This window comes from Streptomyces sp. NPDC050211, assembly GCF_040656035.1.
Lineage (GTDB): Bacteria > Actinomycetota > Actinomycetes > Streptomycetales > Streptomycetaceae > Streptomyces.
Genome location: NZ_JBFALC010000057.1, coordinates 18645 through 44877 on the forward strand (window position 1 = coordinate 18645; position 26233 = coordinate 44877).

Genomic DNA, 26233 nt, shown 5'->3' on the forward strand with positions numbered 1-26233 from the left:
CTGACGGAGGTCAAGGCACACACCCGTCGGTACGCTCAACCGCTCCTTCCCTCAATGACGTTGGGAGGCACGATGCGCACCCGCTTCAGACGGCTCCTCGTCGCGGCCGTCGCTCTGCTCACCGCGACCGCCGCCCTGCCGGCAGCCGCGGCAGACCGGCAGAGCCCACAGCAGCATCCCTCGCACGGCGGTCTGTCCGCCGTGATGCGCTACACCGAGTACGGCATTCCGCACATCGTCGCGCAGGACTACGCGAACCTCGGCTTCGGCACCGGCTGGGCGCAGGCCGCCGATCAGGTGTGCGTGCTCGCCGACGGTTTCGTCACGCTGCGCGGCGACCGCTCCCGCTTCTTCGGGCCCGACGCGGCCACCGACTTCTCGCTCTCCGACGCCTCCGACAACCTCTCCAGCGATCTGTACTTCCGTGGCGTGCGGGAGACACGCACGGTCGAGCGGCTGCTCGCGCAGCCCGCACCGCAGGGCCCGAGCCGTGCGGTGCGGGACCTGATGAAGGGATGGGCGGCCGGATACAACGCATGGCTGAAGCAGCGGCGGATCACGGACCCCGCGTGCGCGGGCGCCGCCTGGGTGCGTCCCGTCACCACACTCGATGTCGCCACGCGCGCGTACGCACTGTCCGTTCTCGGCGGTCAGGGTGGATTCGTCGACGCGATCACGGCCGCGGGGCCGCCGACCGGTGCCGCCGCCGGTGCCGAGGCCCGCGTCCCGGACGCCCGGACGGCCGCCGAGGGTGCGCGGGAGCTGTTCGGGATCACCGACATGGGCTCGAACGCCGTCGCGTTCAACGGCAGTACGACGGCCAATGGGCGCGGTCTGCTGCTGGGCAACCCGCACTACCCGTGGCAGGGCGGTCGCCGGTTCTGGCAGGCGCAGCAGACGATCCCGGGTGAACTGAACGTCGCCGGGGGCGCGTTGCTCGGCTCGCCGACGATCTCCGTCGGCTACAACGCCCATGTGGCGTGGAGCCACACCGTGTCGACCGGCATTCCGCTGAACCTGCATCAGCTGAAGCTGGATCCGGCCGACCCCACGACCTATCTGGTGGACGGCAGGCCGGAGCGGATGACCCGGCGGACCGTGACCGTCCCGGTGCGGAGCGGCGCCCCGGTGACCCGCACCCAGTGGTGGACCCGGTACGGCCCCGTCGTCGTGTCCCCCGGCGGCGACCTCCCACTGCCCTGGACCACGACGACGGCGTACGCGCTGAACGACCCGAACGCCCTGAACATGCGCTTCTTCGACACCTCGCTCGGCTTCGGCAAGGCGCGGGACACGGGCGGCGTCGTCGAGTCCCTCGCTCGTAGCCAGGGCCTCCCCTGGGTGAACACCATTGCCGCCGACTCCTCCGGACACTCCCTGTTCACCCAGTCGCAGGTCCTCCCCCGCATCACGGACGACTTGGCGGCGCGTTGTTCGACGGCGCTCGGCAAGGTCATCTATCCGGCGGTGGGGCTCGCGGTGCTCGACGGGTCGCGGGCCGACTGCGCGCTGGGCGACGACCCCGACGCCGTGCAGCCCGGCGTCTTCGGGCCCGCGCGGATGCCGACGCTGAAGGACGCGCCGTATGTGGAGAACTCCAATGACAGCGCCTGGCTGACCAACCTCGACCAGCAGGTCACCGACTATGAGCGGGTCTTCGGCCCCGTCCGTACGGCCGCCTCCGTGCGGACCCGTGGTGCCGTCGCCGATGTCGCGGGCCTGGCGGCGAAGGGCGGGCTCACCGTCCGGGATCTCCAACGGCAGCAGTTCGCGAACCGCTCGACCGCGGGTGAGCTGGCCGCGGCCGACGCGGCACGGGCGTGCGCGGCGCTTCCTGGCGGACTCGCAACGAGCAGCGGCGGCACGGCGGTTGACGTGAGCCGGGCCTGCGGTGTGCTGAAGTCCTGGGACCGCACGATGAACAGCGACAGCCGGGGTGCGCTGCTCTTCGACCGGTTCTGGCGCAAGCTGCGTGCCGCCGTGCCGTCCGCGCAGCTCTGGAAGGTCCCGTTCTCACCGGCCGACCCGGTCGGCACGCCCAACACGCTCAACGCCGACGCACCGGGCTTCACCACCGCTCTCGCCGACGCGGTGGCGGAGCTGCGCGCGGCGGGCATCCCGCTGGACGCGCGGCTCGGGGACCACCAGTACGTCGTACGGAAAGGGCAGCGCCTGCCCGTGGGTGGTGGCACCGAGTCCCTGGGGGTGTGGAACAAGATCGAGCCTGTCTGGGACACGGCGAAGGGCGGCTACCGTGACGTGGCGTTCGGCTCCAGCCACGTCCAGGCCGTGGGCTGGGACGGCAGCCGCTGTCCGGTGGCGCGCACGCTCCTGACGTACTCCCAGTCCTCGAACCCGAATTCGCCCCACTTCAGCGACCAGACCCGGTTGTTCTCGGGTGAGAAGTGGGTGACGGCGCGGTTCTGCGAGAAGGACATCGCGTCCTCGCCCGCCCTGCGGGTGATGCGGGTGACCGAACACCGGTGACGGCGATGTGGGTCCGTCCCACATGGGGCGGGCCCACACCTCACGTCACGCCGGTACGTAGTGGCCGCTCACACCGGCCGCGTACGTCCCTCCCAGTACGGATCCCGCAACCTCCGCTTGTACAGCTTCCCGTTAGGATCGCGCGGCATCTCCGCGATGAAGTCGACGCTCTTGGGCCGCTTGTAGCCCGCGAGGTGCTCGGCGCAGTGTTCGAGGATCGCGGCGGCGAGGTCGGGGCCGGGTTCATGGCCGGGGGCCGGTTCGACGACGGCCTTGACCTCCTCGCCCCAGTCGTCGTGCGGGATGCCGAAGGCGGCGGCGTCGGCGACGGCGGGGTGGGCGAGCAGGGCGGACTCGATCTCGGCGGGGTAGATGTTGACCCCGCCCGAGATGATCATGTCGATCTTGCGGTCGCGGAGGAAGAGATAGCCGTCCTCGTCGAGGAGGCCGAGGTCTCCGACGGTGAAGAAGTCGCCGATGCGGTTCCTGCGGGTCTTGCTCTCGTCCTTGTGGTAGGCGAAGCCGCCCGTGGTCATCTTCATGTAGACGGTGCCGAGTTCGCCGGGCGGCAGCCGGGTGCCGTCGTCGTCGAAGATCGCGAGTTCGCTGATGGGCCAGGCCTTGCCGACCGTGCCGGGCTTCTTGAGCCAGTCCTCGGCGGTCGCGAAGGCGCCGCCCCCCTCGCTGGCGGCGTAGTACTCCTCGACGCAGTCGCCCCACCAGTCGATCATGGCCCGCTTGACGTGGTCGGGGCAGGGGGCGGCGCCGTGGATGGCGTGCCGCATGGACGACACGTCGTACGACCGCTTTGTGTGGTCCGGCAATGCGAGCAGCCGGTGGAACTGTGTCGGGACCATATGGGTGTGCGTGCACCGGTAGGCGTCGATCAGGCGGAGCATCTCCTCGGGCGTCCACTTGTCCATCAGGACGAGACGGTGGCCGATGTGCAGGGACGCGCCCGCGAATTGGAGTACGGCGGTGTGGTAGAGCGGCGAGCAGACGAGGTGCACGTTGTCGTCGAACGGCTGGATGCCGAAGATGCCGAGGAAGCCGCCGAGGTAGGACTCTTCCGGGAGCTTGCCGGGCAGGGGGCGGCGGATGCCGCGGGGGCGGCCGGTGGTGCCCGAGGTGTAGTTCATGACCCAGCCGAGGGTGCGGTCGGCGGGCGCCGACTCCGGTTGTCCGTCGAGGAGTTCGGCGTACAGCCGGAAGCTCTCGACCGTGCCGACGGCGTACCGGTGGGAGGGCGGCAGGCCCGCCTCGTCGGCGGCCTGACGCGCGGGTCCTGCGAACCGTTCGTGGGCGAGGAGCACCTTGGCGCCGGAGTCGGCGACGATCCAGGCGATCTCGGGGCCGACGAAGTGGTGGTTGATGGGGACGAGGTAGAACCCGGCCTGGGTGGCGGCCAGATACGCGGTGAAGAACTCGGGACCGTTGGGCAGGACGACCGCGAAGGCGTCGCCGCGTTCGAGTCCGGCCGCGCGCAGACCGTGCACGAGTTGGTTGGCTGCGGCGTGGAGGCGGCCCGCGGTCCAGGGCTCGCCGTCCGGCGCTATGAGCACCGTACGGCTGGGGTCTTCGGCGGCCTGGGCCCAGAATCCGGTGGTCACGACTGTCCGCTCCTTCCGGCGATGCGGTTGATGCGGTCGACGGCCTGCTCGAAGCCTCGGGTGAGGTCGTCGAAGACGGCCTGGACGCTGCGTTCGCTGGTCATCCGGCCGACGATCTGCCCGACGGGCGTGCCCAGCAGCGGTTCGACCTCGTGCTTCTGGATGCGTGAGACGGCGTCCGCGACGAGCAGACCCTGCAATGGCATGGGCAGGGTGCCGGGCCCGTCCGGGTCGTCCCAGGCGTCGGTCCAGTCGGTGCGCAACTGGCGCGCGGGTTTCCCGGTCAGGGCGCGGGAGCGGACGGTGTCACCGGAACCGGCGGCGAGCAGTTTGCGGGTGAGGGCGGCCGAGTGCATGTCGGCCTCTGTGGTGGTCAGCCATATGGAGCCCAGCCACACACCCTGCGCCCCGAGCGCCAGAGCGGCCGCCACCTGCTGTCCGCTGCCGATGCCGCCCGCGGCCAGCACCGGCAGCGGGTCGACGGCCTCCACGACCTCGGGTGTGAGGACCATGGAGGCGATCTCGCCGGTGTGGCCGCCCGCCTCGTAGCCCTGCGCCACGACGATGTCGATGCCCCCCTCCTGGTGCTTTCTGGCGTGGCGAGCGCTGCCCGCGAGCGCGGCGACGAGGACGTCCCGGTCGTGGGCGCGGGCCACCACGTCGGCGGGCGGGGAACCGAGGGCGTTGGCGAGCAGCTTGATCGGATAGTCGAAGGCGACATCGAGCTGCGTGCGGGCGACCTGTTCCATCCATCCGGTGATGCGCCAGCCGGACGCCTCGCCCTCGGCCAGCTCGGGCACCCCGTACTTGGCGAGGGTGTCCCGCACGAACTGCCGGTGCGTGTCCGGGATCATCGCCTCGACGTCGGCCTCGGTGACGCCCTCGACCTTCTTGGCGGGCATGACGACGTCAAGGCCGTACGGCATGCCGTCGACGTGTGCCTCGATCCAGTCGAGGTCGCGTTTGAGGTCGTCGGGGGCCGTATAGCGGACCGCGCCGAGCACTCCGAAACCGCCGGCCCGGCTGATGGCCGCGGCGACGGCGGGGAACGGCGTGAAGCCGAAAATGGCGTGCTCGACTCCCAGTTTCTTGCTCAGCTCCGTCTGCATGGGCGCAGGATGCCGCAGTCCTCCGGACGACGGAAGCCCTTTCTGACGTTCCGTCAGATCTTTTCTGGCCGACGCCCCGTTGACACCCGACACGCCTGACACAAAAGTTTCACTGCGCAAGGGCAATCCGGAAAGATACTTTCAGGTGGCTCAGCGGGAGGTTGGTCGATGACCGAAGAGGCAGTGCCGGGCAGACCAGGCGGACTGACCCGCCGTCAACTGGCCCGGCGGACACTCGCCGTGGGCGGGGCGCTGGCCATCGCCCCGTTTCCCGCCGGCCCCGCCGAAGCCGCCGTACCCCATGGCCGCGGTCCCACTCTGCGGCACGGCTCCCCCGAACGCGCCGGTCTGCTCCCCGCCCCTCTGCGTCAACTCGTCACCGACGCGGAGACCTTCCTCGGCCCCTCCCCCAAGTACCCCTGGTACGCGGGCGCCGTGCTGCTCGCCGGGCGTGGCGGCACGGTGGCTCTGCACGAGCCGATCGGCATGGCCGTGCGCTACTCGGCGTACGACGAGAAGACGGACACCGGCGTCGAGTTCCCGCCAGGGCAGCAGCTCGCCATGGCCGAGGACACCGTCTTCGACCTGGCCTCCGTCTCCAAGCTGTTCACCTCGATCCTCGCCGTGCAGCAGATCGAACGGGGCGCCCTGGAGCTGGAGGCGAAGGTCGCCTCGTACCTCCCGGAGTTCGGCGCCGCCGGCAAGCAGGACATCACCCTCCGCCAACTCCTCACCCACACCTCGGGGTTCCGTCCCTGGATCCCGCTCTACAGCGCACCGACGTACGAGGAGAAGCTCCAGCTCATCTGGAACGAGGCGCCCCTCAACCCGCCGGGCAGCACCTACCTCTACTCGGACCTCAACCTGATCTCGCTCCAGCTGGTCCTGGAGCACGTCACCGGCCGCACCCTCGACACCCTGCTCCGCGAGGAGATCACCGCCCCGCTCGGCATGCACCGCACCCGCTACAACCCGCCCGCCTCCTGGAAGCCGAAGATCGCGGCCACGGAGGACGCACGCAAGCCCTGGTCGGGGCTGGAGCGAGGCCTGGTGTGGGGCGAGGTGCACGACGAGAACGCCTTCAGCCTCGGCGGAGTCGCCGGCCACGCCGGGGTGTTCTCCAACGCCTGGGATCTCGCGGTCCTCGGCCGGACGCTGCTCAACGGCGGCGCCTACGGCCGGGCCCGCATCCTCGAACCGGAGTCGGTGGAGCTGATGTTCACCGACTTCAACACCGCCTTCCCGGGCGACGAGCACGGTCTCGGCTTCGAGCTCTACCAGCACTGGTACATGGGCGCGATGGCCACTCCACGCACCGCGGGCCACACCGGCTTCACCGGCACCTCGCTGGTCCTCGACCCGACGACCGACTCCTTCCTCGTCGTCCTCGGCAACTCCGTGCATCCCGTGCGCAGTTGGCGCTCCGGCTCCGCACCCCGGGTCGCCGCCGCGAACAACCTGGCACGCGCCGTGCCGGTCCGTCCGGTGCGCGGCCGTACGGCCTGGTTCTCGGGCATGGCGAACAACACGGCCGCGACACTCGCACTGCCCGCCCTCGACACCACGGCAGGTGCCGCACGACTCGGCTGCGCCCTGTGGTGGGACACCGAACCCCGTTCGGACGTCCTCGTCCTGGAATCCACGACCGACGGCGGAGCCACCTGGCAGCCCCTCCCCTTCACCACGACGCGCCACGCCGAGGAGCCGCAGGACCACCCGGCGGGTTCCGTGACCGGCTGGTCGGGCCGCGTCTGGCACCGCCTCACGGCCGGCCTCCCGTCCGCGCGGCAGCTCTCCCTCCGCTGGCGTTACACCACCGACCGGCTGTACGTCGGCCGTGGGGCGTACGTCGACGGGCTGTGCGTGCGGACATCCCAGGACGTTCTCTTCGACGACGCACGCCCGGCGGACGCGGCCCGCATCGAGGCGACGGGCTGGACCAGGTCCACCGACTGACGCCGGCTCAGCCCGGCACGTCCAGGCGCTGCGTGCCCACGACCGACAGCAGCCGCAGCGCCTCCTCGGACCGCGAGCCGGGCGTGGCGGTGTAGATGACGACCCGCTGGTCCAGGTCGGTGATGTCCAGGACATCGCAGTTGACGGTGACGGGCCCGACCAACGGGTGGTCGAAGGTCTTGCGGAGCGTGGGCGGGGCGATCACGCAGTGCTCGGCCCACAGCCGGGCGAACTCCTCGCTTCCGGCGAGGAGTTCCTCGACCAGCCCGGTCACTTCGGGGTCGTCGGGGTAGCGGGCCGCGGCGGCACGCAGATCGTTGGCCGCGGAGGCGGCGAACTCGTCCGCGTCCGAAATGCCGTACAACGGCCGTCCGTCACGGCTCGGGCTGAGGAAGGCACGCCGGATCAGGTTCCGGTCGCGCCGGGACAGTGCGGAGAAGTCCTCCATCAGGGCGGCCGCAAGGTCGTTCCAGGCGATGACCTCGTACGTCGCCGAGATCACGAACGCCGCGGCCTGCGGCAGCCGGTGCAGCAGGTCGACGATGCTCTGCCGCACCTCCCGCGAGGGACCGCGGCGTGGCGCGGGCGGGGTTCCGGCGAGGTGGTGGAGGTGGTCGCGCTCGGCGTCCGACAGACGCAGGGCGCGGGCGATCTGGGCCAGCACCTCGCGGGAGGGGTGCGGGCCGCGTGCCTGCTCCAGCCGTGTGTAGTACTCGGTCGAGATGTACGCCAGCTGCGCCACCTCCTCGCGGCGCAGCCCCGGGGTCCGGCGGCGCGTCCCGGCGGGCAGGCCCGCGTCGGCGGGGGTGATGCGCTCGCGCCGGCTGCGCAGGAAGTCGGCCAGTTGTCGTCGGTCCACGCTTTCCAGTGTGCGGGGGAACCGGGAGCCCAGCCAGGTACCGCCGGTGCCTGGATGCGCTCGGCAGCCGGGCGCAGGCTCGACACCATGGACAACACACAGACCAGCACCACCCTCACGACCTCGGGCCTGCTCACCGACAAGGTCGCCTTCGTCACCGGAGCGGGCCGCGGCATCGGCGCCGCAGCCGCCCGGCTGTTCGCCCGCGAGGGCGCCCGGGTCCTGCTCGCGGCCCGCACCGAGTCCCAGCTCAAGGCGGTCACGGAGGAGATCCGTGCGGCTGGCGGCACCGCGGACTACGTCCTGTGCGACCTCGCCGACGCGGCGAGTGTCCGGGCCGCCGTCGACCGGGCCGTGGAGTTGTACGGCCGTCTCGACGTGGCCTTCAACAACGGCGCGACCGGGCAGCAGCCCGGGCCGATGGACCAGCTGTCGGAAGATGACTTCGACCTGGTCAGCGCGGTCAACTTCAAGGGACCGTGGCTGTCGATGACCGCCGAGATCGCCGCCATCCGCGCCACCGCCGGACGCGGGGCCATCGTCAACAACTCCAGCGTCGGCAGCCTCATGGGCAACCCCTGGCTGCCCATCTACGGCGCGGCCAAGCGGGCGGTGAACAGCCTCACCGCGTCGGCCGCCATGACGTACGGCCCGGAGGGCATCCGCGTCAACGCGATCGCTCCCGGCACCACGCTCACCGAGATGATCTACGAGTGGGACGAGCGCTCCCCGGGCATCCTCGCCCAGCTCGTCGAGCGCACCCCCCTGGGCCGTGCCGCCGACCCGGAAGAGGTCGCCCAGGCCGCGGCCTGGCTGCTGAGCGACCGCGCCTCCTACGTCACCGGCACGGTCCTGCGCGTCGACGGCGGCAGCCAATCCTGACCGGTCAGCCGACCGGGCTCTCCAGCACCGCCATCGCCGCGTTGTGCCCGGGCACCCCGCTCACCCCTCCCCCGCGCACCGCGCCCGCCCCGCACAGCAGCACATTGGCGTGCCGGGTCTCCACGCCCCAGCGGCCCGTGCCCTCCTGAACGTACGGCCAGGCGAGGTCGCGGTGGAAGATGTTGCCGCCGGGCAGCCGCAGGTCCCGCTCCAGGTCGAGCGGGGTCTTCGCCTCGATGCAGGGCCGCCCTTCCACGTCCGTCGCCAGACAGTCGGCGAGCGGTTCGGCCAGGTGGGCGTCCAGCTGGGCCAGGGTCGACTTCAGCAGTTCGTCGCGTACGGCGTCGTTGTCCCGTGTGAAGAGCCGGGCGGGCGTGTGCAGGCCGAACAGGGTGAGCGTCTGGTAGCCGCGGTCGACGAGTTCCGGCCCGAGGATCGTCGGGTCGGTGAGGGAGTGGCAGTAGATCTCGGAGGGCGGGGCGGCGGGCAGCTCACCGGCGGCGGCCTGGTCATGCGCGGCGGCCAGTTGCTCGTAGCCCTCGGCGATGTGGAAGGTGCCGGAGAACGCCTCTCGCGGGTCGACGGAGCTGTCGCGCAGCTTCGGCAGCCTCTTCAGCAGCATGTTCACCTTGAGCTGGGCGCCCTCGGCGGGGGCGGGCTGCTCGTCTCCCATGAGGGTGGCGAGCGCTTGCGGCGAGGCGTTCACCAGGACGTGCCGGGCGGCTGCGACACCTTCGCCGTCGGCCGTCCGGTAGGTGATCTCGGCGGTACGGCCGTCCGTGGCGATCCGTTCCACCTCGTGGCCGGTGGCGATGACGGCGCCCGCGTGCCGTGCCGTGGCGGCCAGGGCGTCGGTGAGGGCGCCCATGCCGCCGACGGGTACGTCCCAGGCGCCCGTGCCGCCGCCGATCACGTGGTAGAGGAAGCAGCGGTTCTGCCGCAGCGAGGGGTCGTGGGCGTCGGCGAAGGTCCCGATCAGGGCGTCGGTGAGGACGACGCCCCGGACCAGGTCGTCGGTGAAGCGGTCCTCGATGGCGACGCCGAGGGGCTCCTCGAAGAGGGTGCGCCAGGCCTCCTCGTCGTCGACGCGGCGGCGCAGTTCGTCGCGGGTGGGCAGCGGTTCGACGAGGGTCGGGAAGACCCGCTCGGCGACGCGGCCGGTCAGGCCGTAGAACCGCTGCCAGGCCCGGTACTCGGTATCGCCGCCGGTGAGCCGGGCGAAGGCCTCCCGGGTGCGCCGCTCGCCGCCGCCCACGAGGAGTCCCGTGGGCCGGCCTTCGCGCTCCACGGGTGTGTACGACGAGATGGTGCGCCCGCGTACCCGGAAGTCCAGCCCCAGATCCCGCACGATCTTCTTCGGCAACAGGCTGACCAGGTACGAATAGCGCGACAGCCGTGCGTCGACGCCCCCGAACGGGCGGGTGGACACGGCGGCGCCCCCGGTGTGGTCCAGCCGCTCCAGCACCAGCACGGAGCGTCCGGCGCGGGCCAGGTAGGCGGCGGCGACGAGGCCGTTGTGGCCACCGCCGACGATGACGGCGTCGTAGGTGCGTCCCTCGTGTGCAGGCATGGTTCTTCGTAACACGTGATGATCTAGGTCGGCCAGAGGCGTGCCGCGCCGGGGTCAGGGTCCGCCGGACGCCCGCTGCTGCCGGAGCACCGCGACCCTGCGGTACAGCTCGACCGCCTCGGCGCCCCGGCCGAGCTGTTCCAGGCAGTGGGCCTCGTCGTTGCGGCTGGCGAGGGTGTCGGGGTGGTCGGCGCCGAGGGCCTGGGCGCGGGCTTCGGCGACCTCGACGTAGGTCTGCAGGGCTTCCGGCCAGCGGCCCAACTGGCCGAGCGCGTAGGCGACTTCGTAGCGCGTGACCAGGGTGTCGGGGTGGTTCGGGCCGAGGACCCGGGCGCGCACGGCGGCCACGTCGCAGGCCATGCGGTACGAGTCCTCCAGGCGCCCGAGGCGGCTGAGGTTGAAGGCGAGGTTGTGGCGGCAGCGCAGGGTGTCGGGATGGTCGGCGCCCATGGTGCGCTCCCGGGCGGCGAGCACCGACGTATAGACCTGGTGGGCGTCGAAGTGCCGTCCCAACTGGCCCAGGACGTACGCCATTTCCTGGCGCACGGCGAGCGAGTCGGGGTGGTCGGCGCCGAGCACCCGGGTGCGGGCCGCAGCGACGTTCTTGTACTCGCGCAGGGCGTCGGCGGCGCGGCCGGTGCGGCTGAGGGTGAAGGCGACCTCGTAGCGGCTGGCGAGGGTGTCGGGGTGGTCGGGGCCGAGGAGGTGCTCGCGTTCGGCGGCGACCGCGCGGTGCACCTCGCCCGCCTCGGCCCAGCGCCCCAGCCGCCCGAGGCTCAGGCCCGCGTTGTGCCGGCCGGCCAGCGCGAGGAGGGTCTGCGCGGAAGGGGCGGGCCGCTCGTCCGGCGCCGGCTCCTCGACCCGGCCGGTGACCGGGCGCGCGATCCACTCCCCGGTGAGGCCGGCTCCGGCGTCCGGGGGTGTGGTGACGATGCCCGCGCCGGTGGCCTTGTGGCCGGTGGTCATGCCGCGGGTCCAGGACGGCAGCCGGGTCTCGCGGGGCGCGGGCTCGGGCGGGCGGAGTTCCGGCTGCGGCGTCACGACCGTCGGCACATACGTCGGTGTGGTGCGGCCCGCGTCGATCCTGCGGCACAACTCGCGGGCGTCGTGCGGGCGTTGCTCGGGCCGTTTGGCCAGCAGGTCCAGGATGACCTTCTCGAAGTACTCGGGCAGCTCCGCGCGGTGACTGCGGGGCGGCTGCGGCGGGGTGTCCCGGTGGCCGATGAGGATCGCCCAGGCGTCGTCGAGGTCGAACGGCGGTGCCCCGGTGGCGATCTCGTACAGCACGCAGCCCAGCGAGTACAGATCGCTGCGCCGGTCGACCTCCGTTCCGCTGATCTGCTCCGGCGACATGTAGTGCGGGGTGCCCATGGCGATGCCGGTGCCGGTCAGCCGTGAGGTGAAACCGATGTCGTGGCCGAGCCGGGCGATGCCGAAGTCGCAGATCTTCACCGTGCCGTCGGTGAGCCGCACGATGTTCGCGGGCTTCAGGTCCCGGTGCACGATGCCCTGTTGATGCGTGTAGGCGAGCGCCGCGGCGACCTGGTCGGCGATCTCGACGACGTCCGGGACGGGCAGCGGATGGTGCTTGTTGTCCTCCAGGAGCTGACTGAGGTTGCGGCCCTCCAGGAGTTCCATGACGAGGTAGAGGATGCCGTCGTGTTCGCCGAAATCGTGGACGACGGTGACGCCGCGGTGCTGGAGCGCGGCGGCCACCCGGGCCTCGCGGCGGAACCGTTCGCGCAGGACGCGGGTGAAGGACTGGTCGTGGGAGTGGCCCAGCGGCTTGAGGCACTTCACGGCCACCAGCCGGCCGAGCGACTCGTCGCGCGCCCGCCACACCTCGCCCATGCCCCCGCGCCCGATCAGGTCGAGCAGCCGGTACCGGCCCTGGATCAGCCTGGTCTCCGCCATCTCGTGCCGTCGCCCCCGTCGATGGTCGCCCCGCCCTCTGTCTCACGGATCCCCGCCGACGATCGTCGGCCCCCTCCGTGACACTCCCCTCGTCGCCCGTCCAGTATGGCGACCTATCGTCCGAGTTTGTACGGTGCCGGGCGCGAGCCGGGGCCGAGGCGGGCCATCGCGCGGAGGATGTGTTTGGGCGGGAGCTGCCAGCGCACACGTGCGGGAACACAGCGCAGCAGGGTGCCCATGGCACGCAACTGCCGGGTGACGACGGCGGGTTGCGGGGCCGGTCTGCCGTACAGCTCATGGGCGTACGGCGGCAGGGCGGCGTACGCCAGTTGTGCCACACGCCGCCACAGCACCTCCCGCGCCGGTACGAGCAGGGGGTGCGTCGGCGGGCGGAGGAGAAAGTCGTCCACCGCGCGTGCTTCGGGTCCGGCGGCGAGTTCGGGGCGCGCCTTCTCGAAGTAGGCCTCCATCTCCGCCCGGTTCGCGGGTACGGCGTCCGGGGCGAGGCCCACCAGGCGAGCGCTGACCCGCTGTTCGCTGATGTACCGGTCCGCCTGATCGTCGGTGAGGCGGAAGCCGGAGCGGCGCCCGACGTGCAGGTAGGAGTCTATTTCGGCGCAGTGCACCCACAGCAGCAGCTCGGGTTCGTCGACGCCGTACCGCTCCCCGGTGTCCGGGTCGGTCGCGCCGAGCATGCTGTGGATCTTCCGCACCCGGGCGCCCGCCCGCTCGGCCGCCTCGGTGGTGCCGTAGCTGATGGTGCCGACGAAGTTGGCGGTCCGCAGCAGCCGGCCCCAGGCGTCGTTGCGGAAGTCGGAATTCTGCATGACGCCGCGCACCGCGCGTGGGTGCAGTGCCTGGAAGTAGAGCGCGCGGACTCCGGCGACCCACATCATCGGGTCGCCGTGCATCTGCCAGGTCACGGAACCTGGGCCGAACAAACCCGGATCGCCCGTCATGCCCGCAGTGTGACCAGGATCGGTAGTTGACACAAGCCAACGTTCGTGACCTGCACTGATACGGCTTCCTTGTCGAGCAGACGGACTTGGGCCGACCGAGAACGCATCGAAGGCCCCCGACCGTGGACAGACAGCAACCGCGGACGCTTCCAGGCTCAGCCGACCGGCAGCGGCGGCCCCCAGACCCCCTGCAACTCGTCATCACTCACGACCGCCTGGAGCCCGCCGGTACGACGACCTCGCCGCCGACTCCGCACTCGCGCCGGCTCATCGCAGCTCACGCGGGCGACCTCATACGAAAGGCTGGGCCGGGGACGCTCTCGATGTCCTTCGCTTGCACCGGGTGGCCTCGATCGCAGCGAATCTGGACGTCGACGTGCGCGCCGCACTCGCGGTGTCGCGCCAGTACCGCGGGCCCTTCCGGGTCGGCGCGGTAACGGTCACCCCACTGCAGCAGCCCCATCACGGCGGGCACCAGATCCATCCCCTTAGGGGTGATCACATACTTCGGCCGACTCCGCGAACCGGGCTCCTTGTATGTCTCGGTCGCCAGGATCCCTTCCTCCACCAGCATCCGAAGCCGCGTCGCGAGGAGGTTGCGAGGACAGCCGAGGACGCGTTCGAAGTCACCGAACCGGGACGAGCCGTACCACACCTCACGCAGGATCAGGATCGTCCACTTCTCACCCACGATCTCAAGGGTCCGCGCGATCGAGCAGTTGGACGTGTCCCGGTCGAGTCTGGGGTCCATGCCTGTGTCTTGGAGAACTTCGGCCCACGCATCCATGGGAGCGATTCTAACCGAGTTCAAGTTTACTTTTAGATACTCAGCCTGTCGCCCAGCGTCCGACGGAGGACTCGCCCCGCACCGACGAAGAACTGCGCACCCCCGGACGCGACGACCGTTCCCATTACCGCTCGAGGAAGTCGACGGCTTCCGCGACGAACTGCTCATGGAACTGGAAGATGCCTCCGTGGCCGGCGTCGGGATAGACGAACACGTCGGCGTTCGGCAGTCGCCGGGCGAGTTCGAAGGAGTTCTTCGTCGGCACCATCCTGTCGCTCTCGCCGTTGGCGACGAGTACGGGCTGATGGATGACGGAGAGGTCCTGGGGCTGCGCGAGCCCCCAGCGGTGAATGGCCTTGAGCTGGGCGAAGTACGACGTGAGGGAGATCGCCTTGTCCCGGTCGTGGGTGCGCTCCTTGAGACGGGCCAGGAACTGCTTCCCGGCTCGGCGCCCGCCCGCGGTGCGGGTGAAGAAGAGGAACTGCTTGGGGTCCTGGAGGGTGAACAGGCCCCGGACCGTGTCGAGATGGGACAGCCGGGTCACGTTCTTGATGCCCTCGCCGCCCGCGGGGCCGGTGCCCGTGAGGATCAGCTTGCGGACGAGCCGCGGTTCGTCCTGCGCGATCACCTGGGCGATCATGCCGCCCATCGAGAAGCCGTGAATGTCGACCTGCTCGAGCCCGAGTCCCCGGATGAAGGTGACGGCATCCTTCGCCATCTCCTCGATGGTCTTCGGTGTCGAGCCGCTGGAAGCGCCGACGCCCCGGTTGTCGAAGGTGATGACGCGACGCCGGGCGGCGATGCCGTCGACGACCCTGGGATCCCAGTTGTCGAGGACCGCGGCAAGGTGGTTGAGGAAGACCACCGGGACGCCGGTCCGGGGACCGAGGTCGCGGTAGGCGAAGGTCACTCCCCCGGCGTCAAGGGTGCGGGTGGGTGCCTTCTTGTACGACGTCACCGCGTCGCCTCGTACTCCTTGCGCATCGTTCACGGCCGTGCCCTTCTGCATGGGATTCCGGACTGCGACTGCAGTCGGTTCGGTCGGCGGCAGAAGGTCCGTAGGGGTCGGAACCCGATTCGGTGGAGTCTTCAGCATCACGTCGACAATTGAATTATGACCATACTTCAATGAGCTCCGCAAGAGATGCGGCCCACACGATGACGGTGAGGCCGCGACGGCGAATGGCGCTCTGGAAGAGGAAGGCGTGGCCGGAGCCGCTGTAGAGGACCCCTCGGCAGCGAGAGGCACAGCTGAGCCCGTCGATGATCAAGAGCTCGGGTCCGGCGATGAACCTGACGGCGTCGAGCTACTCCCTCGAAAGCCGCAGCCTGGGGCTGGAACTGTGGCGCGTCAGACGCGCTGCCCGGCGTCCAGCAAGACGAGGACGTTGTTTATCCCCTGCTCGAGGAGCTCATTGGCGAGTCGGCTGTCGGTCAAGGCACGGGCAAGCTGCAGTGTCCCGGCCATCAGGCCGAGGAGGCTGAGCGCCTTCACACGTGCGGAGGACGGGTCCTCGGGCGCCATACGGGCGGCAATGCCGTCGATGAGGACCAGCACGCCGTCGGTGTACGCCTGCCTGGTCATGTCGGTGCAGCGCCCGATCTCGTCGAGCAGAGCGGCGTTGGGGCAGCCGTCGGCAAGGCTGTCGCGGTGCTGGGACGAGAGGTACCCCCGCACAATCTGCTCGATTCCGGCACGGCCGGGTGCGGCCTGCGCGACGACGCTCTCGGCCTGCGCCTTCAACTGGTCGGCGATCGCCGTGGTGACGAGGTCGTCCTTGGATTCGAAGTGAGCGTAGAAGGCCCCATTGGTCAGGCCCGCGTCCTTCATGAGCGTCGAGACCCCGGAGCCGTCGATACCGTCTCGCTTGAACCGGCGGCCCGCCGTCTCGATGATCCGCCGCCTCGTCTCCGCCTTGTGCTCTTTTCCGTACCGCACCACAGCACACGCTCCTTCGCTGGCCAGAAGGACCGGTTGCCCTTCACCGACTCCGCCAGTCAATGGTATTGCGAACGTAATCTAAAAAAGCCCACGGACCGAGGAACCGTGGGCCCTTTCTGCGGAGTCACCCCTGAGAGGCGGGCACCGGGAAGAGCATGCAGCTGCTGGTGGCGTGGGCGAGGAGACGGTCCGTCGCGTCGACCAACTGAGCCTGGGCGAGAGCGGTTTGGCGGCTCTTGCTGACGACCGTGCCGATGGCGCGCACCCGGCCCGTGTCCACCGTGATCCGTCGCAGGAACTTCACCGTCAGGTCGAGCGAGGTGTACGCCATGCCCTGCGGGAGGGTGGACTGGACGGCGCAGCCCGCCGCCGAGTCGAGCAGGGTGGCGAAGATGCCGCCGTGCACACTGCCGATCGGGTTGTAGTGCTCCTCTCCCGGTGTCAGCGAGAAGACCGCCCTGCCCGGCTCCACCTCGTCCAGGGCGAAGTCGACGGTGTAGTTGATGGGCGGTGCCGGGAGCCGCCCCGCCTGCAGCTCGCGCAGGAAGTCGATGCCGGCCATGCGCCCGGCGGCCTCCGCCGAGAGCGCGGGATCTTCCCAGTTGTACGTACGCGTTCGCCCCACGGCCGGCGCCCTTCCCTCTGACTGTCAGCTGACTTTTCCAAGCGAAGCTAGACTTTCGCTCACCTGACTGTCAATGGCGAAGTCAGGCTCGTACGATGGCGGCATGGAGTGGCTTGAGGCGAGCACGGAGAACTGCCCCGTCCAGCGCACGCTCGACGTGATCGGGGAGAAATGGACGCTGCTGATCCTGCGTGACGCCGTCAACGGCGTCCGCCGCTTCGACGACTTCCACCGCCACATCGGCCTGTCGGAAGCCGTCCTCAGCAACCGCCTCCGCAAGCTGACCTCGGCCGGCATCCTCAAGACCGTCCCCTACCAGGAGCCCGGCAGCCGCTCCCGCAACGAATACCGCCTGACCCGCAAGGGCTGGGACCTGTGGCCCGTCCTGATGGCGCTGAGCCAGTGGGGCGAGGCATACGCCCTCGGCCCCGAGGCTCCTCCCCTGGACGTCCGCCACACCGAGTGCGACGCCCCGGTCCGCGTCGTCGTCGAGTGCTCCGCGGAACACTCCGCCCTCACCCCCCGTGACGTCACCGCCCGGCTGGGAACAGGCGCCCGCCTCCGGTCCTGAAGGTCGTGAGCCATCGGCCTCGCGGTCGCGGGCCAGACGGCGGTGAGACATCAGCTGAGTGCCGTGTACTCCGCCGCCGTTGCTCCTCAGTCGACGGGGAGGCTGGCCGGCTGGACTGCGAGCTTGGCGCCGACCGCCCGCAGCGCTGAAGGGCGGAGTGTCGGGTGGGTACGTCCTCGACGGCTTCTCGGCCCGGACGGCGACCCGAAAGTCGGCGAGCTCGGTCGGGCGCGGCGGTGCGCGCGCGTAGCTGAAGCCGCCGTCGTGGTCGTCCGTCCCGACCGTCGTCTGCCGGACCGGGACGAGGGCGCGGGCGTCGCGGACCTGCGCGCCACCGCAGGCCATGTCGGCGTCCGTCCATCGTCCCGATCCGGCAGGCGCGCGGATCCTGCACCCGCGCTTCCCCGGACCCGCCTAGGTCAGATCTTCGTCGTCTCCCGGACCGTTCCTAGGTTGATTGGCCGGTGTTGGCCGTTTCGGGCATTGCGAACAGCGTGAGTTGCTGGTCGTGGATGCCGGACCCCCGAACGGTGGTGGGGCCGTGGGGCGGGTGCTTTCCGGGTGGGCGCGCTCGCGTCTGACGCACCGCGGGGGTGCTGCGCGAGGTCCGTGCCGGAGCTGTCCGCTCCGTACGGCCTGTGCTGTGGTGACTCGGCGCTGCGGGGGCGGTTGTCCCGGTGCGATCCTCCGGTCGCACGGCCGCTGCCTCAGCACGCCGGGGGGCGGTGGTGGCAGCGGTTTGGCGGGATCCGTCATTCCTGCGCCGGCTCATACCCTTCGGACAGCAGCCAGTTGAAGGCCGCCTCCGCGTCGTCCACCTGAGCCGGGTACTTGTGTTCCGGTGCTCGCCGGAAGTCCAGAACCAGTACGGGAGCCCCGGCGGCCTTGGCGATATGGCCGGCGAGCTTTCGGTCGACGAATGCCGACGACAGTACGGAGCCCCCGGCGTGACCGTGCAGGAGGACGTAGTCGGTGTTGGCGTCGACCGGTTCGCACCAGATTCCCAGCACGCCACCCGCGTCCACCTCCCGGTAGGTGACGCCTTCCGGCTCCCGGGCCTTGAGATGGACGCTCTCGGACACGATGCGCATCGCATCCAGCTCGGATTCGGGAACCGCCAGTCCGGCCATGAAGTCCGCGAACTCGATCGCTTCCGGGCTCAGTTCAACTGCAGCGTGTTCAGACACGTGGCACCTCCATGGGGCCATCCGGGCCCACCGGCCGCCAGGAGCGGTATCGCCGGGGTTTGTCAGGCAGTGAGGGTGGGGTAGTCGGTGTAGCCGGCCTCGCCGCCGCCATAGAAGGTGGCGGGGTCAGGGGTGTTCAGCGGCGCGCCGGTGCGTACGCGCTCGACCAGGTCGGGGTTGGCGAGGGCCATCACGCCGACGGTGACGATGTCGGCCAGGCCGTCTTCGATGTCCTGCGCACGGGTGGCGATGTCGGTGCCGGCCCGGTTGAGAACCAAGGTGTTCGGCCACAACTCGCGGAGGGTGCGCAGGAGTTCGTCGTCGCCGCCGTGACCGATGTGCAGGTAGGCGAGGTCGAGCGGGGCGAGAGCGCGTACGAGGGCGGGGTACAGCTCGTGGGTGTCGCTCTCGGCGATGTCGTTGAAGGGGTTGCCGGGGGAGATCCGGATGCCGGTGCGGCCGGCGCCGATCTCGTCGGCCACGGCGGTGGCGACCTCCACCGCGAAGCGGATGCGGTTGTCGATGGAGCCGCCGTAGCGGTCCGTGCGCTGGTTGGTGTTGGTGGCGAGGAACTGATGCGGGAGGTAGCCGTTGGCGCTGTGGATCTCGACGCCGTCGGCGCCGGCCGCGATGGCGGCCGCGGCGGCGCGGCGGAAGTCGTCGACCGTGGCGGCGACTTCCTCCGTGGACAACTCGCGCGGAACTGGCATCTCCTGAGGGCCGGACGGGGTGAACATGGTGCCCGCCGGCCGGACCGGCGAGGGGGCGACCGGCTGCCGGTGGTGGGGGGTGTTGTCGGGGTGGGACATCCGTCCGACATGCATGAGCTGGATGACGATGCGTCCGTCGACGCCGTGCACGGCGTCGGTGACCTTGCGCCAGCCGGCGATGTGCTCCTCGGAGTAGATGCCGGGGGTGAGCAGGTAGCCCTGGCCGTCGGCGTTGGGCTGGGTGCCCTCGGTGACGATGAGGGCGTGCGAGGCGCGCTGGGCGTAGTACTCGGCGTTCAGCTCGGTGGGTATGCCTTCCGGGGTGGACCGGTCCCGCGTCATGGGGGCCATCGCAAGCCGGTGCGGCAGGGAGATCTCCCCGGCGACGATCGGGTTCCACAGGGCGTTCAACATGGATGTTTCCTCAAATAAGAGTGAGAGAGAGCTGCGGGGTGGCGGGCTGCCTGCCCCGCGGGGAGCGTGTAGGCGGTGAGCCGGCCGGATGGGCCGGTGACCTTCCACCGCGGAAGGCGAGCTGCGCGTAAGGGGCAGTCGGCGGCGCGGACGGGCTCGCAGCCGCGCACATGACCGCCGCCGATGCATGCGGTGCCGGGCCCCGGCTGTTCGTACAGAGGGAAGGAGGAAGCCGAGCTCGTCGGTCTTCCCTCGCCCACGGCGGAGGACGCTTCGGTCGTGTGCGGCAGCGGGCGTGCCGTTGTCACAGAGGGACGACTACCGCACCGGAGTCGGACGGCGGTCAGCCGCGGTAGCGAGCGGCCGGGACCCGCAGGGACAGGTTCGGGACGAGCGTCTGACGCGCCTTCTCGAACGACTCCCAGTCGCTGATCTCCGGCAGTGACGGGATGGTGACGGGCTCCCCGGCGTCGAGTCCGGCGAGTGCCGCGTCGACGGCGTCGTCCACGCTCATGATCGCCTCGTCGGGAAACCTCGAGAGGTCGACGCCGGCGCGGTCCCAGATCTCCGTGCGGACAGCGCCCGGCAGCACGGCCTGCACCGTGACGGGGCTCTCGGCGAGTTCCTGCTGCAGGGCCTGGGTGTACGTCAGCACGTAGCCCTTGGTGCCGCTGTAGACGGAGCCGCCGGGCAGGAAGTTGAGAGCCAGGGCAGAGGAGATGTTCACGACGGTGCCGTGCCCGCGGGCTATCAGGCCCGGCAGGACCGCGGTGGTCAGCCTGGTCAGCGATGTCACGTTGAGGTTGATCAGCGCCGCGGAGGCCGCCGCGTCGGACATTGCCAGCGGCGCGAACAGCGCCGCGCCGGCGTTGTTGATCAATACCGCGATGCTCTCGTCGGTCCGCAGACGCTCCTCGACCACGGAGATCTGCGCCGCATCGGTGAGGTCGGCGGTGACGACGTCCACCGCACGGCCCGTGCGGCTGCGGATGTCCGACGCCAGCGATTCCAGCCGCTCAGTGTTCCGGGCCACCAGGATCAGGTCGTAGCCGCGGTCGGCAAGCCGCTGTGCGTAGGCGGCACCCAGGCCTGCGGACGCGCCGGTGACGACGGCGCTCTTGTTCTGCGTGGTCATGGTGGATCTCATTTCTGGGCTGGCGGATGAGTGGAGGCCAAAGCGTCGGCCCCGCTTTAGATTACGATAGGTATCTAAAGCTGTCCCGTCAACGCGGTCCCCCGATGCCGTCAGTCACCGTCCACAGTCGGAGCCTGGAGGGTGCCGCGGTGGCCACCCGGCACTTCGCGTAGGATAGATGCGCTTAATTATCTAACGTGGGCAGGTGACCGATGAGTCGGGTTTCGCAGGCACAAGCGATGGAGAACCGCAGGCGCGCGGTCGCCGCGGCGTCCCAGCTCTTCCGGGAGCGCGGCGTGAACGGCATCAGCGTCGCCGATCTGATGAAGTCCATCGGACTGACGACGGGCGGCTTCTACAAGCAGTTCGCCTCCAAGGAGGCCCTGATCGCCGAGGCGGCTCAAACCGCTTTCGGGGACCTTGATCTACTCCTGGCGTCGTTCGATACGGCCCACGGCGATCACGACACCGCGCGTGGCGCCCTCCTCGACTTCTACCTGTCGGCCGAGCACCGCGACCACCCCGGCACCGGTTGCCCCACCGCGGGATTCGCAGGGGACATGGCTCGCGAGCCCACAGCCGAGGAGGTGCGCGAAACGTACGCAGCCGGAGTCGAGGCATTTGCCGAGTGGCTGTCCGACGACGCCAACGACGGCCTTCCCATGGTGGCCACTCTGGTCGGCGCGATCCTCCTTGCCCGGGCCACGGCGGGCACGCAACTGTCGGAGAAGATCCTGGAGTCGACCCACACAGCGCTGACTGCGTCACACGGTTCTTTGGGCCCGTCAACCGAGCCACCGGCAGACCGAGCTCCCTGAGTTTACTTTTCTATACTCAAGAAGTAGCGTCGTGACCAGCACACCAACCCGGCCGCACGAGAACGGGCGCGCAGGGCGGCCTGCGTGAAGAATCACAACGATCACCGGAGCATCCACGTGGAGAGGCGGCCGGCATGAAGGCATTCGTCGTCGAGAGGTACGGCAAGGACGGCGCGCGCGCCGCAGAAGTGCCCGAGCCGACCGTCGGAGACCGCGACGTCCTGGTCAGAGTGAGCGCCGCCAGCATCAACCCGCTGGACAAAATGGTCCGCAACGGGGAGTTCAAGCAGCTCCTGAAGTACAAGCGTCCCTTCGTGCTCGGCCACGACGTGGCCGGCGTCGTGACGCGGGTCGGCTCCGCCGTACACGGCTTCGAAGTCGGCGACGAGGTCTACGCCCGTCCGCGCGACCTGCGGATCGGAGGCTTCGCGGAGTTCATCGCGATCGACATGGACGACGTCGCACCCAAGCCCGCCTCCCTCACCCTCCAAGAAGCTGCCGCAGTGCCGCTGGTAGCCCTGGCCGCCTGGCAGGTTCTCGTCGATCGTGCCCACGTGAAGCCGGGCCAGAAGGTGCTCATCCACGCCGGTGCCGGTGGCCTCGGCTCGACAGTCATCCAGCTCGCCAAACACCTCGGCGCCACAGTGGCTACGACCACGAACACCGACACCGAGAAGCTCGTCAGGAGCCTCGGCGCCGACGTCGTCGTCGACTACACGAAGGAAGACTTCTCGAAGGTACTGTCCGGCTACGACCTGGTACTGGACTCCCTGGACGGAGCGAACCTCGAGAAGTCGCTGACCGTGCTGAAGCCCGGCGGCCTGGCCATCAGCGTCGTCGGCCCACCGGACGCAGGCTTCGCCAAGCAGCTCGGCGCCCCCTCCTTCCTGGGCCTGGTCATGAACGTGCTCAGCCGCAAGATCCGCAAGCAGGCCAAGGCGCTGGGCGTGCGCTACCAGTTCCTCTTCATGCAGGCCAACGGCTCCCAACTGCGCAAACTCGGCGCCCTCTACGACAGCGGGAAGCTCCGCCCGGTCATCGACAGCACTTTCCCGTTCGACCAGACGCTCGAGGCGATGGCCCACGTCGAGCAGGGCCGCACCAAATCCGGCAAGGTCGTGGTCTCGATGGCGCCCTACAACGACTGAAACCGCGCCGACCACAGACCCTCCGTCCGGCACGGTCACCGAAGGGGCAACGACCCCGAGGCTGACCCGAGCAGTGGTCAAGCAGCACGGGCTTCCTGGGCGCCTGGCTGCAGGAACCAACTCGGCGATGCCCGTGACCGGTCCGCCTGGCTCCCGCATCCTCCTCGACCAGCCGGCCAGCATGCGGTACTTGTGTCCGACACTGTTTCCGCACGCAGCCCCACCACCGTCCCTCGATGCCACAAAGGAGTGCGCGACGCGATGGGAACCTACGAGGATGTCTTCCGCGCCAGTACCCAGGACCCGGAGAGCTTCTGGCTGAAGGCGGCAGAGGGCATCGACTGGGATGTCACTCCGCAACGCGCCCTGGACTCCTCGGGCGCACCGTTCTACCGCTGGTTTCCCGACGGGCGGCTCAACGTCTGCTTCAACGCGCTCGACCGGCACGTCGAAGCCGGCCGCGGCGAACAGCCCGCGCTCGTCTACGACTCCCCCGTCACCGGCGCCCAACGCACCTACAGCTACGTGCAGTTGAGGGACGAGGTGGCGGCCTTCGCCGGAGCTCTCGCACAGCTCGGCGTGGGGCACGGCGACCGCGTGGTGATCTACATGCCGATGGTCCCCGAGGCGGCGGTCGCGATGCTGGCCTGTGCGCGCATCGGCGCGGTCCACTCGGTCGTCTTCGGCGGGTTCGCCCCGCGCGAGCTCGCCCTCCGTATCGATGACGCGGCCCCCAAGGTGGTCGTCTCCGCCTCCTGCGGCATCGAGGGCAAGCGTGTCATCGCGTACAAGCCCCTGCTCGACCGGGCCATCGAACTCGCCGTCCACAAGCCGGAGAAGAGCGTGATCCTGCAACGCCCGCAGGAGCCAGCCGAGTTGGGGCCCGACGATCTCGACTGGGACGACGTGGTCGCCGCCGCGCCGCCGGCCGACTGCGTTCCCGTCGCCGCCACCGATCCCCTGTACATCCTCTACACGTCCGGAACGACCGGAAAACCCAAGGGAGTCGTACGTGACTGCGGCGGCTACGCGGTCGCCCTGCACTGGTCCATGGGTGCCGTCTACGACGTGGGTCAGGGCGAGACGATGTTCACCGGCTCCGACGTGGGCTGGGTCGTCGGGCACTCGTACATCGTCTACGGGCCCCTGCTGGCCGGCGCGACGACGGTCCTGTACGAGGGCAAGCCGGTCGGCACCCCGGACGCGGGCCAGTTCTGGCGGGTCGCCGCCGAGTACCGGGTCAAGACCATGTTCACGGCGCCCACCGCCTTCCGGGCGATCAGGAAGGAGGACCCGAAGGGAGCGCTCACCGCAGGCTACGACCTCTCCCACCTGCGCTATCTCTTCCTCGCCGGCGAACGCCTCGACCCCGAGACCTACCACTGGGCAAGCGCCCTGCTGAACGTCCCGGTGATCGACCATTGGTGGCAGACCGAGACCGGCTGGCCCATCGTCGCCAACCCGGTCGGCATCGAGGCCGCTCCCGTCAAGCCCGGCTCCCCGACCCGCCCGCTGCCGGGCTGGGACGTCCGCGTCCTCGACCCCTCGGGCAAGCCGACGCCCGCGGGCGTCGACGGCGCGATCGTCGTCAGACTCCCCCTGCCGCCCGGCGCACTCCCCACCCTCTGGAACGACGACGACCGCTACGTCGCCTCCTACCTCTCGGCCTACGACGGCTATTACCTCACCGGCGACAGCGGCCACATCGACGACGACGGCTACGTCTTCGTCATGGGCCGCACCGACGACGTCATCAACGTCGCCGGTCACAGGCTCTCCACAGGCAGCTTGGAAGAGGCCCTGGCCGCCCACCCCGACGTCGCCGAATGCGCTGTCATCGGCGTCGCCGACGACCTCAAGGGACAGATCCCGCGCGGCTTCGTCGTCCTGAAAGCCGGCAGCAACCGCGAACCGGACGAGGTCGAGGCCGAACTCGTCCAGCTCGTACGCGAGCGCATCGGCGCCGTCGCCTCTCTCAAGGACGTCACGGTCGTGGCCGCCCTGCCCAAGACCCGCTCGGGCAAGATCCTGCGCAAGACGATGCGCGGCATCGCCGACGGCCGCGACGAACCCATCCCCTCCACGGTGGACGACCCCGGCGTCATCGAAGTACTGCGCCCGGTCCTCCGCCGCAGCGGTCACACCCCGTGAACAGCTGACAGCGCCCTGGCCGACGGTGGGCGAGCGCGTCCACCGGACTCCGCGCGGCACGGCCCGTCGGCCAGGGTGGGGCCACCTCCACCCGACGGGCACGGACGAGATCAGCACCACCTGCCCGTACGCACCGCAGGCTAACGCCGTACCCGCGGCATCCCCAGACCGATCCACGAGATGATCTCCCGCTGGATCTCGTTGTTGCCGCCGCCGAAGGTGAAGATCACGGCGGAGCGGTAGCCGCGTTCCAGCTCGCCGTGGAGGACAGCGCCCGCGGAACCCTCCTTCAGGGCACCCGCGGCGGCCACGATCTCCATGAGCCAGGCGTAGGCGTCGCGGCGGGCCTCGGAGCCGTACACCTTGACCGCGGAGGCGTCCTGCGGGGTGAGGGTGCCTTCCTGGACGGCGCTCACCATCTGCCAGTTGAGGAGCTTCATCGCGTCGAGCCGGGTGTGGGTGCGGGCGAGGAGGCGGCGGACCCAGGGGAGGTCGACGACGCGGCGGCCGTCGGCGAGCTTCGTCTCCGCCGCCCAGCGCTGGACGTCGTGCAGGGCCCGGATCGCCATCGTGCCGTGCGCGGCGAGGGTGACGCGCTCGTGGTTGAGCTGGTTGGTGATCAGCCGCCAGCCCTGGTTCTCCTCCCCCACGCGGCGCGAGAGGGGGACGCGGATGTTCTCGTAGTAGCTGGCCGTGGTGTCGTGCGAGGCGAGGGTGTTGATCAGGGTGCAGGAGTAGCCGGGGTCGGAGGTCGGCACCAGCAGCATGGTGATGCCCCGGTGCGGTGGCGCGTCCGGGTCGGTGCGCACCGCGAGCCACACCCAGTCCGCGGTGTCGCCGTTGGTCGTCCAGATCTTCTGGCCGTTGACGACGTAGGCGTCGCCGTCCCGCACCGCGCGGGTCTTCAGCGCGGCGAGGTCGGTGCCCGCGTCGGGCTCGCTGTAGCCGATGGCGAAGTCGATCTCGCCGGAGAGGATCTTCGGCAGGAAGTACGCCTTCTGCTCGTCCGTGCCGTACTGCATGATCGTCGGGCCGACGGTGTTGAGCGCCATCAGGGGCAGCGGTACGCCGGCTTGGGCGGCCTCGTCGAAGAAGATGAACTGTTCCATCGCGCTCAGGCCGCGGCCGCCGTACTCCTTGGGCCAGCCGACGCCGAGCCAGCCGTCGGTGCCGAGCCGCCGGATCGTGTCACGGTAGAACCGTTTCTGTGCGGCCGGGTCGGCGAACCGGGCCTGGGCGTGCCGTGGCACCAACTCCGCGAAGTAGGCGCGCAGTTCGGTGCGCAGCCGCTGCTGCTCGGGCGTGTAGTCGAGATGCACGACGCCTCCAGGCTTCCCCAGGCCGGTCCTGACGGCGCACACCGTAGAACGTGTTCCAGAAATTGGGAATGCCGAATCGG

21 protein-coding genes are annotated in these 26233 nt (G+C 70.0%); 7 read left to right on the plus strand and 14 right to left on the minus strand.

Features of this window, described 5'->3' with window-relative positions; genetic code table 11:
- Nucleotides 1-72 precede the first annotated feature (72 nt).
- Nucleotides 73-2487 (plus strand): penicillin acylase family protein, encoded by a 2415-nt coding sequence (locus AB0I98_RS38130; protein ID WP_362949910.1) that lies wholly within the window; start codon nt 73-75, stop codon nt 2485-2487.
- Between the two features lie 68 nt (nt 2488-2555).
- Here the strand turns inward: AB0I98_RS38130 and AB0I98_RS38135 are convergent, their stop codons facing one another.
- Both AB0I98_RS38135 and AB0I98_RS38140 read right to left on the minus strand, forming a co-directional pair.
- Complete coding sequence (locus AB0I98_RS38135) at nt 2556-4097, minus strand: acyl-CoA synthetase (RefSeq protein WP_362949911.1); 1542 nt, start codon at nt 4095-4097, stop codon at nt 2556-2558.
- Nucleotides 4094-5206: a nitronate monooxygenase family protein gene (locus AB0I98_RS38140; RefSeq protein ID WP_362949913.1), complete on the minus strand. Its 1113-nt coding sequence runs from the start codon at nt 5204-5206 to the stop codon at nt 4094-4096. Before AB0I98_RS38140 ends, AB0I98_RS38135 begins: the two co-directional genes overlap by 4 nt.
- Nucleotides 5207-5374: 168 nt before the next feature.
- Between AB0I98_RS38140 and AB0I98_RS38145 the strand changes: the two genes are divergently transcribed.
- The gene (locus tag AB0I98_RS38145; protein WP_362949914.1) at nt 5375-7162 is read left to right on the plus strand and encodes a serine hydrolase; all 1788 of its coding nucleotides are present in this window, start codon (nt 5375-5377) and stop codon (nt 7160-7162) included.
- 7 nt (nt 7163-7169) lie between these two features.
- On the opposite strand, the gene AB0I98_RS38150 is transcribed toward AB0I98_RS38145, so the two are convergent.
- Nucleotides 7170-8021 carry a helix-turn-helix transcriptional regulator gene (locus AB0I98_RS38150; RefSeq protein ID WP_362949916.1) on the minus strand — a complete coding sequence of 284 codons (852 nt, stop codon included), beginning with the start codon at nt 8019-8021 and terminating at the stop codon, nt 7170-7172.
- A gap of 87 nt (nt 8022-8108) precedes the next feature.
- On the opposite strand from AB0I98_RS38150, the gene AB0I98_RS38155 reads away from it, so the two are divergent.
- Nucleotides 8109-8903 carry a glucose 1-dehydrogenase gene (locus tag AB0I98_RS38155; protein WP_362949917.1) on the plus strand — a complete coding sequence of 265 codons (795 nt, stop codon included), beginning with the start codon at nt 8109-8111 and terminating at the stop codon, nt 8901-8903.
- Between the two features lie 4 nt (nt 8904-8907).
- Here the strand turns inward: AB0I98_RS38155 and AB0I98_RS38160 are convergent, their stop codons facing one another.
- The 7 genes from AB0I98_RS38160 to AB0I98_RS38190 form a co-directional block, all read right to left on the minus strand.
- The gene (locus AB0I98_RS38160; RefSeq protein WP_362949918.1) at nt 8908-10473 is read right to left on the minus strand and encodes an NAD(P)/FAD-dependent oxidoreductase; all 1566 of its coding nucleotides are present in this window, start codon (nt 10471-10473) and stop codon (nt 8908-8910) included.
- Between the two features lie 54 nt (nt 10474-10527).
- Nucleotides 10528-12387, minus strand: coding sequence for a serine/threonine-protein kinase (locus AB0I98_RS38165; protein WP_362949920.1), 1860 nt, complete (start codon nt 12385-12387; stop codon nt 10528-10530).
- Between the two features lie 113 nt (nt 12388-12500).
- The gene (locus AB0I98_RS38170; protein WP_362949922.1) at nt 12501-13346 is read right to left on the minus strand and encodes an oxygenase MpaB family protein; all 846 of its coding nucleotides are present in this window, start codon (nt 13344-13346) and stop codon (nt 12501-12503) included.
- A gap of 277 nt (nt 13347-13623) precedes the next feature.
- Nucleotides 13624-14097, minus strand: coding sequence for a helix-turn-helix domain-containing protein (locus tag AB0I98_RS38175; RefSeq protein ID WP_362949924.1), 474 nt, complete (start codon nt 14095-14097; stop codon nt 13624-13626).
- A 160-nt stretch (nt 14098-14257) separates the two neighbouring features.
- A complete protein-coding gene (locus tag AB0I98_RS38180; RefSeq protein ID WP_362949926.1) occupies nt 14258-15124 on the minus strand; it encodes an alpha/beta hydrolase in 867 nt (288 codons plus the stop codon).
- A 360-nt stretch (nt 15125-15484) separates the two neighbouring features.
- Complete coding sequence (locus AB0I98_RS38185) at nt 15485-16075, minus strand: TetR/AcrR family transcriptional regulator (protein WP_362949927.1); 591 nt, start codon at nt 16073-16075, stop codon at nt 15485-15487.
- A gap of 124 nt (nt 16076-16199) precedes the next feature.
- Nucleotides 16200-16700: a PaaI family thioesterase gene (locus AB0I98_RS38190; protein ID WP_362949929.1), complete on the minus strand. Its 501-nt coding sequence runs from the start codon at nt 16698-16700 to the stop codon at nt 16200-16202.
- Nucleotides 16701-16803: 103 nt separating this feature from the next.
- Between AB0I98_RS38190 and AB0I98_RS38195 the strand changes: the two genes are divergently transcribed.
- Nucleotides 16804-17271, plus strand: coding sequence for a helix-turn-helix domain-containing protein (locus AB0I98_RS38195; protein ID WP_362949931.1), 468 nt, complete (start codon nt 16804-16806; stop codon nt 17269-17271).
- 752 nt (nt 17272-18023) lie between these two features.
- On the opposite strand, the gene AB0I98_RS38200 is transcribed toward AB0I98_RS38195, so the two are convergent.
- The 3 genes from AB0I98_RS38200 to AB0I98_RS38210 all read right to left on the minus strand — a co-directional run bounded on the left by AB0I98_RS38200 (nt 18024) and on the right by AB0I98_RS38210 (nt 20717).
- Nucleotides 18024-18458: an alpha/beta hydrolase fold domain-containing protein gene (locus AB0I98_RS38200; RefSeq protein ID WP_362949932.1), complete on the minus strand. Its 435-nt coding sequence runs from the start codon at nt 18456-18458 to the stop codon at nt 18024-18026.
- A gap of 62 nt (nt 18459-18520) precedes the next feature.
- A complete protein-coding gene (locus AB0I98_RS38205; RefSeq protein ID WP_362949934.1) occupies nt 18521-19582 on the minus strand; it encodes an alkene reductase in 1062 nt (353 codons plus the stop codon).
- Nucleotides 19583-19925: 343 nt separating this feature from the next.
- The gene (locus AB0I98_RS38210; RefSeq protein ID WP_362949936.1) at nt 19926-20717 is read right to left on the minus strand and encodes an SDR family oxidoreductase; all 792 of its coding nucleotides are present in this window, start codon (nt 20715-20717) and stop codon (nt 19926-19928) included.
- 239 nt (nt 20718-20956) lie between these two features.
- Here AB0I98_RS38210 and AB0I98_RS38215 point away from each other — a divergent pair, with 239 nt between their 5' ends.
- From AB0I98_RS38215 to AB0I98_RS38225, 3 genes are all read left to right on the plus strand, one after another.
- The gene (locus AB0I98_RS38215) at nt 20957-21535 is read left to right on the plus strand and encodes a TetR/AcrR family transcriptional regulator (RefSeq protein ID WP_362949938.1); all 579 of its coding nucleotides are present in this window, start codon (nt 20957-20959) and stop codon (nt 21533-21535) included.
- A 134-nt stretch (nt 21536-21669) separates the two neighbouring features.
- A complete protein-coding gene (locus tag AB0I98_RS38220; protein WP_362949940.1) occupies nt 21670-22683 on the plus strand; it encodes an NADP-dependent oxidoreductase in 1014 nt (337 codons plus the stop codon).
- A gap of 261 nt (nt 22684-22944) precedes the next feature.
- Nucleotides 22945-24834, plus strand: coding sequence for a propionyl-CoA synthetase (locus AB0I98_RS38225; protein WP_362949942.1), 1890 nt, complete (start codon nt 22945-22947; stop codon nt 24832-24834).
- 140 nt (nt 24835-24974) lie between these two features.
- On the opposite strand, the gene AB0I98_RS38230 is transcribed toward AB0I98_RS38225, so the two are convergent.
- Nucleotides 24975-26153 carry an acyl-CoA dehydrogenase family protein gene (locus AB0I98_RS38230; protein ID WP_362949944.1) on the minus strand — a complete coding sequence of 393 codons (1179 nt, stop codon included), beginning with the start codon at nt 26151-26153 and terminating at the stop codon, nt 24975-24977.
- Nucleotides 26154-26233 lie beyond the last annotated feature (80 nt).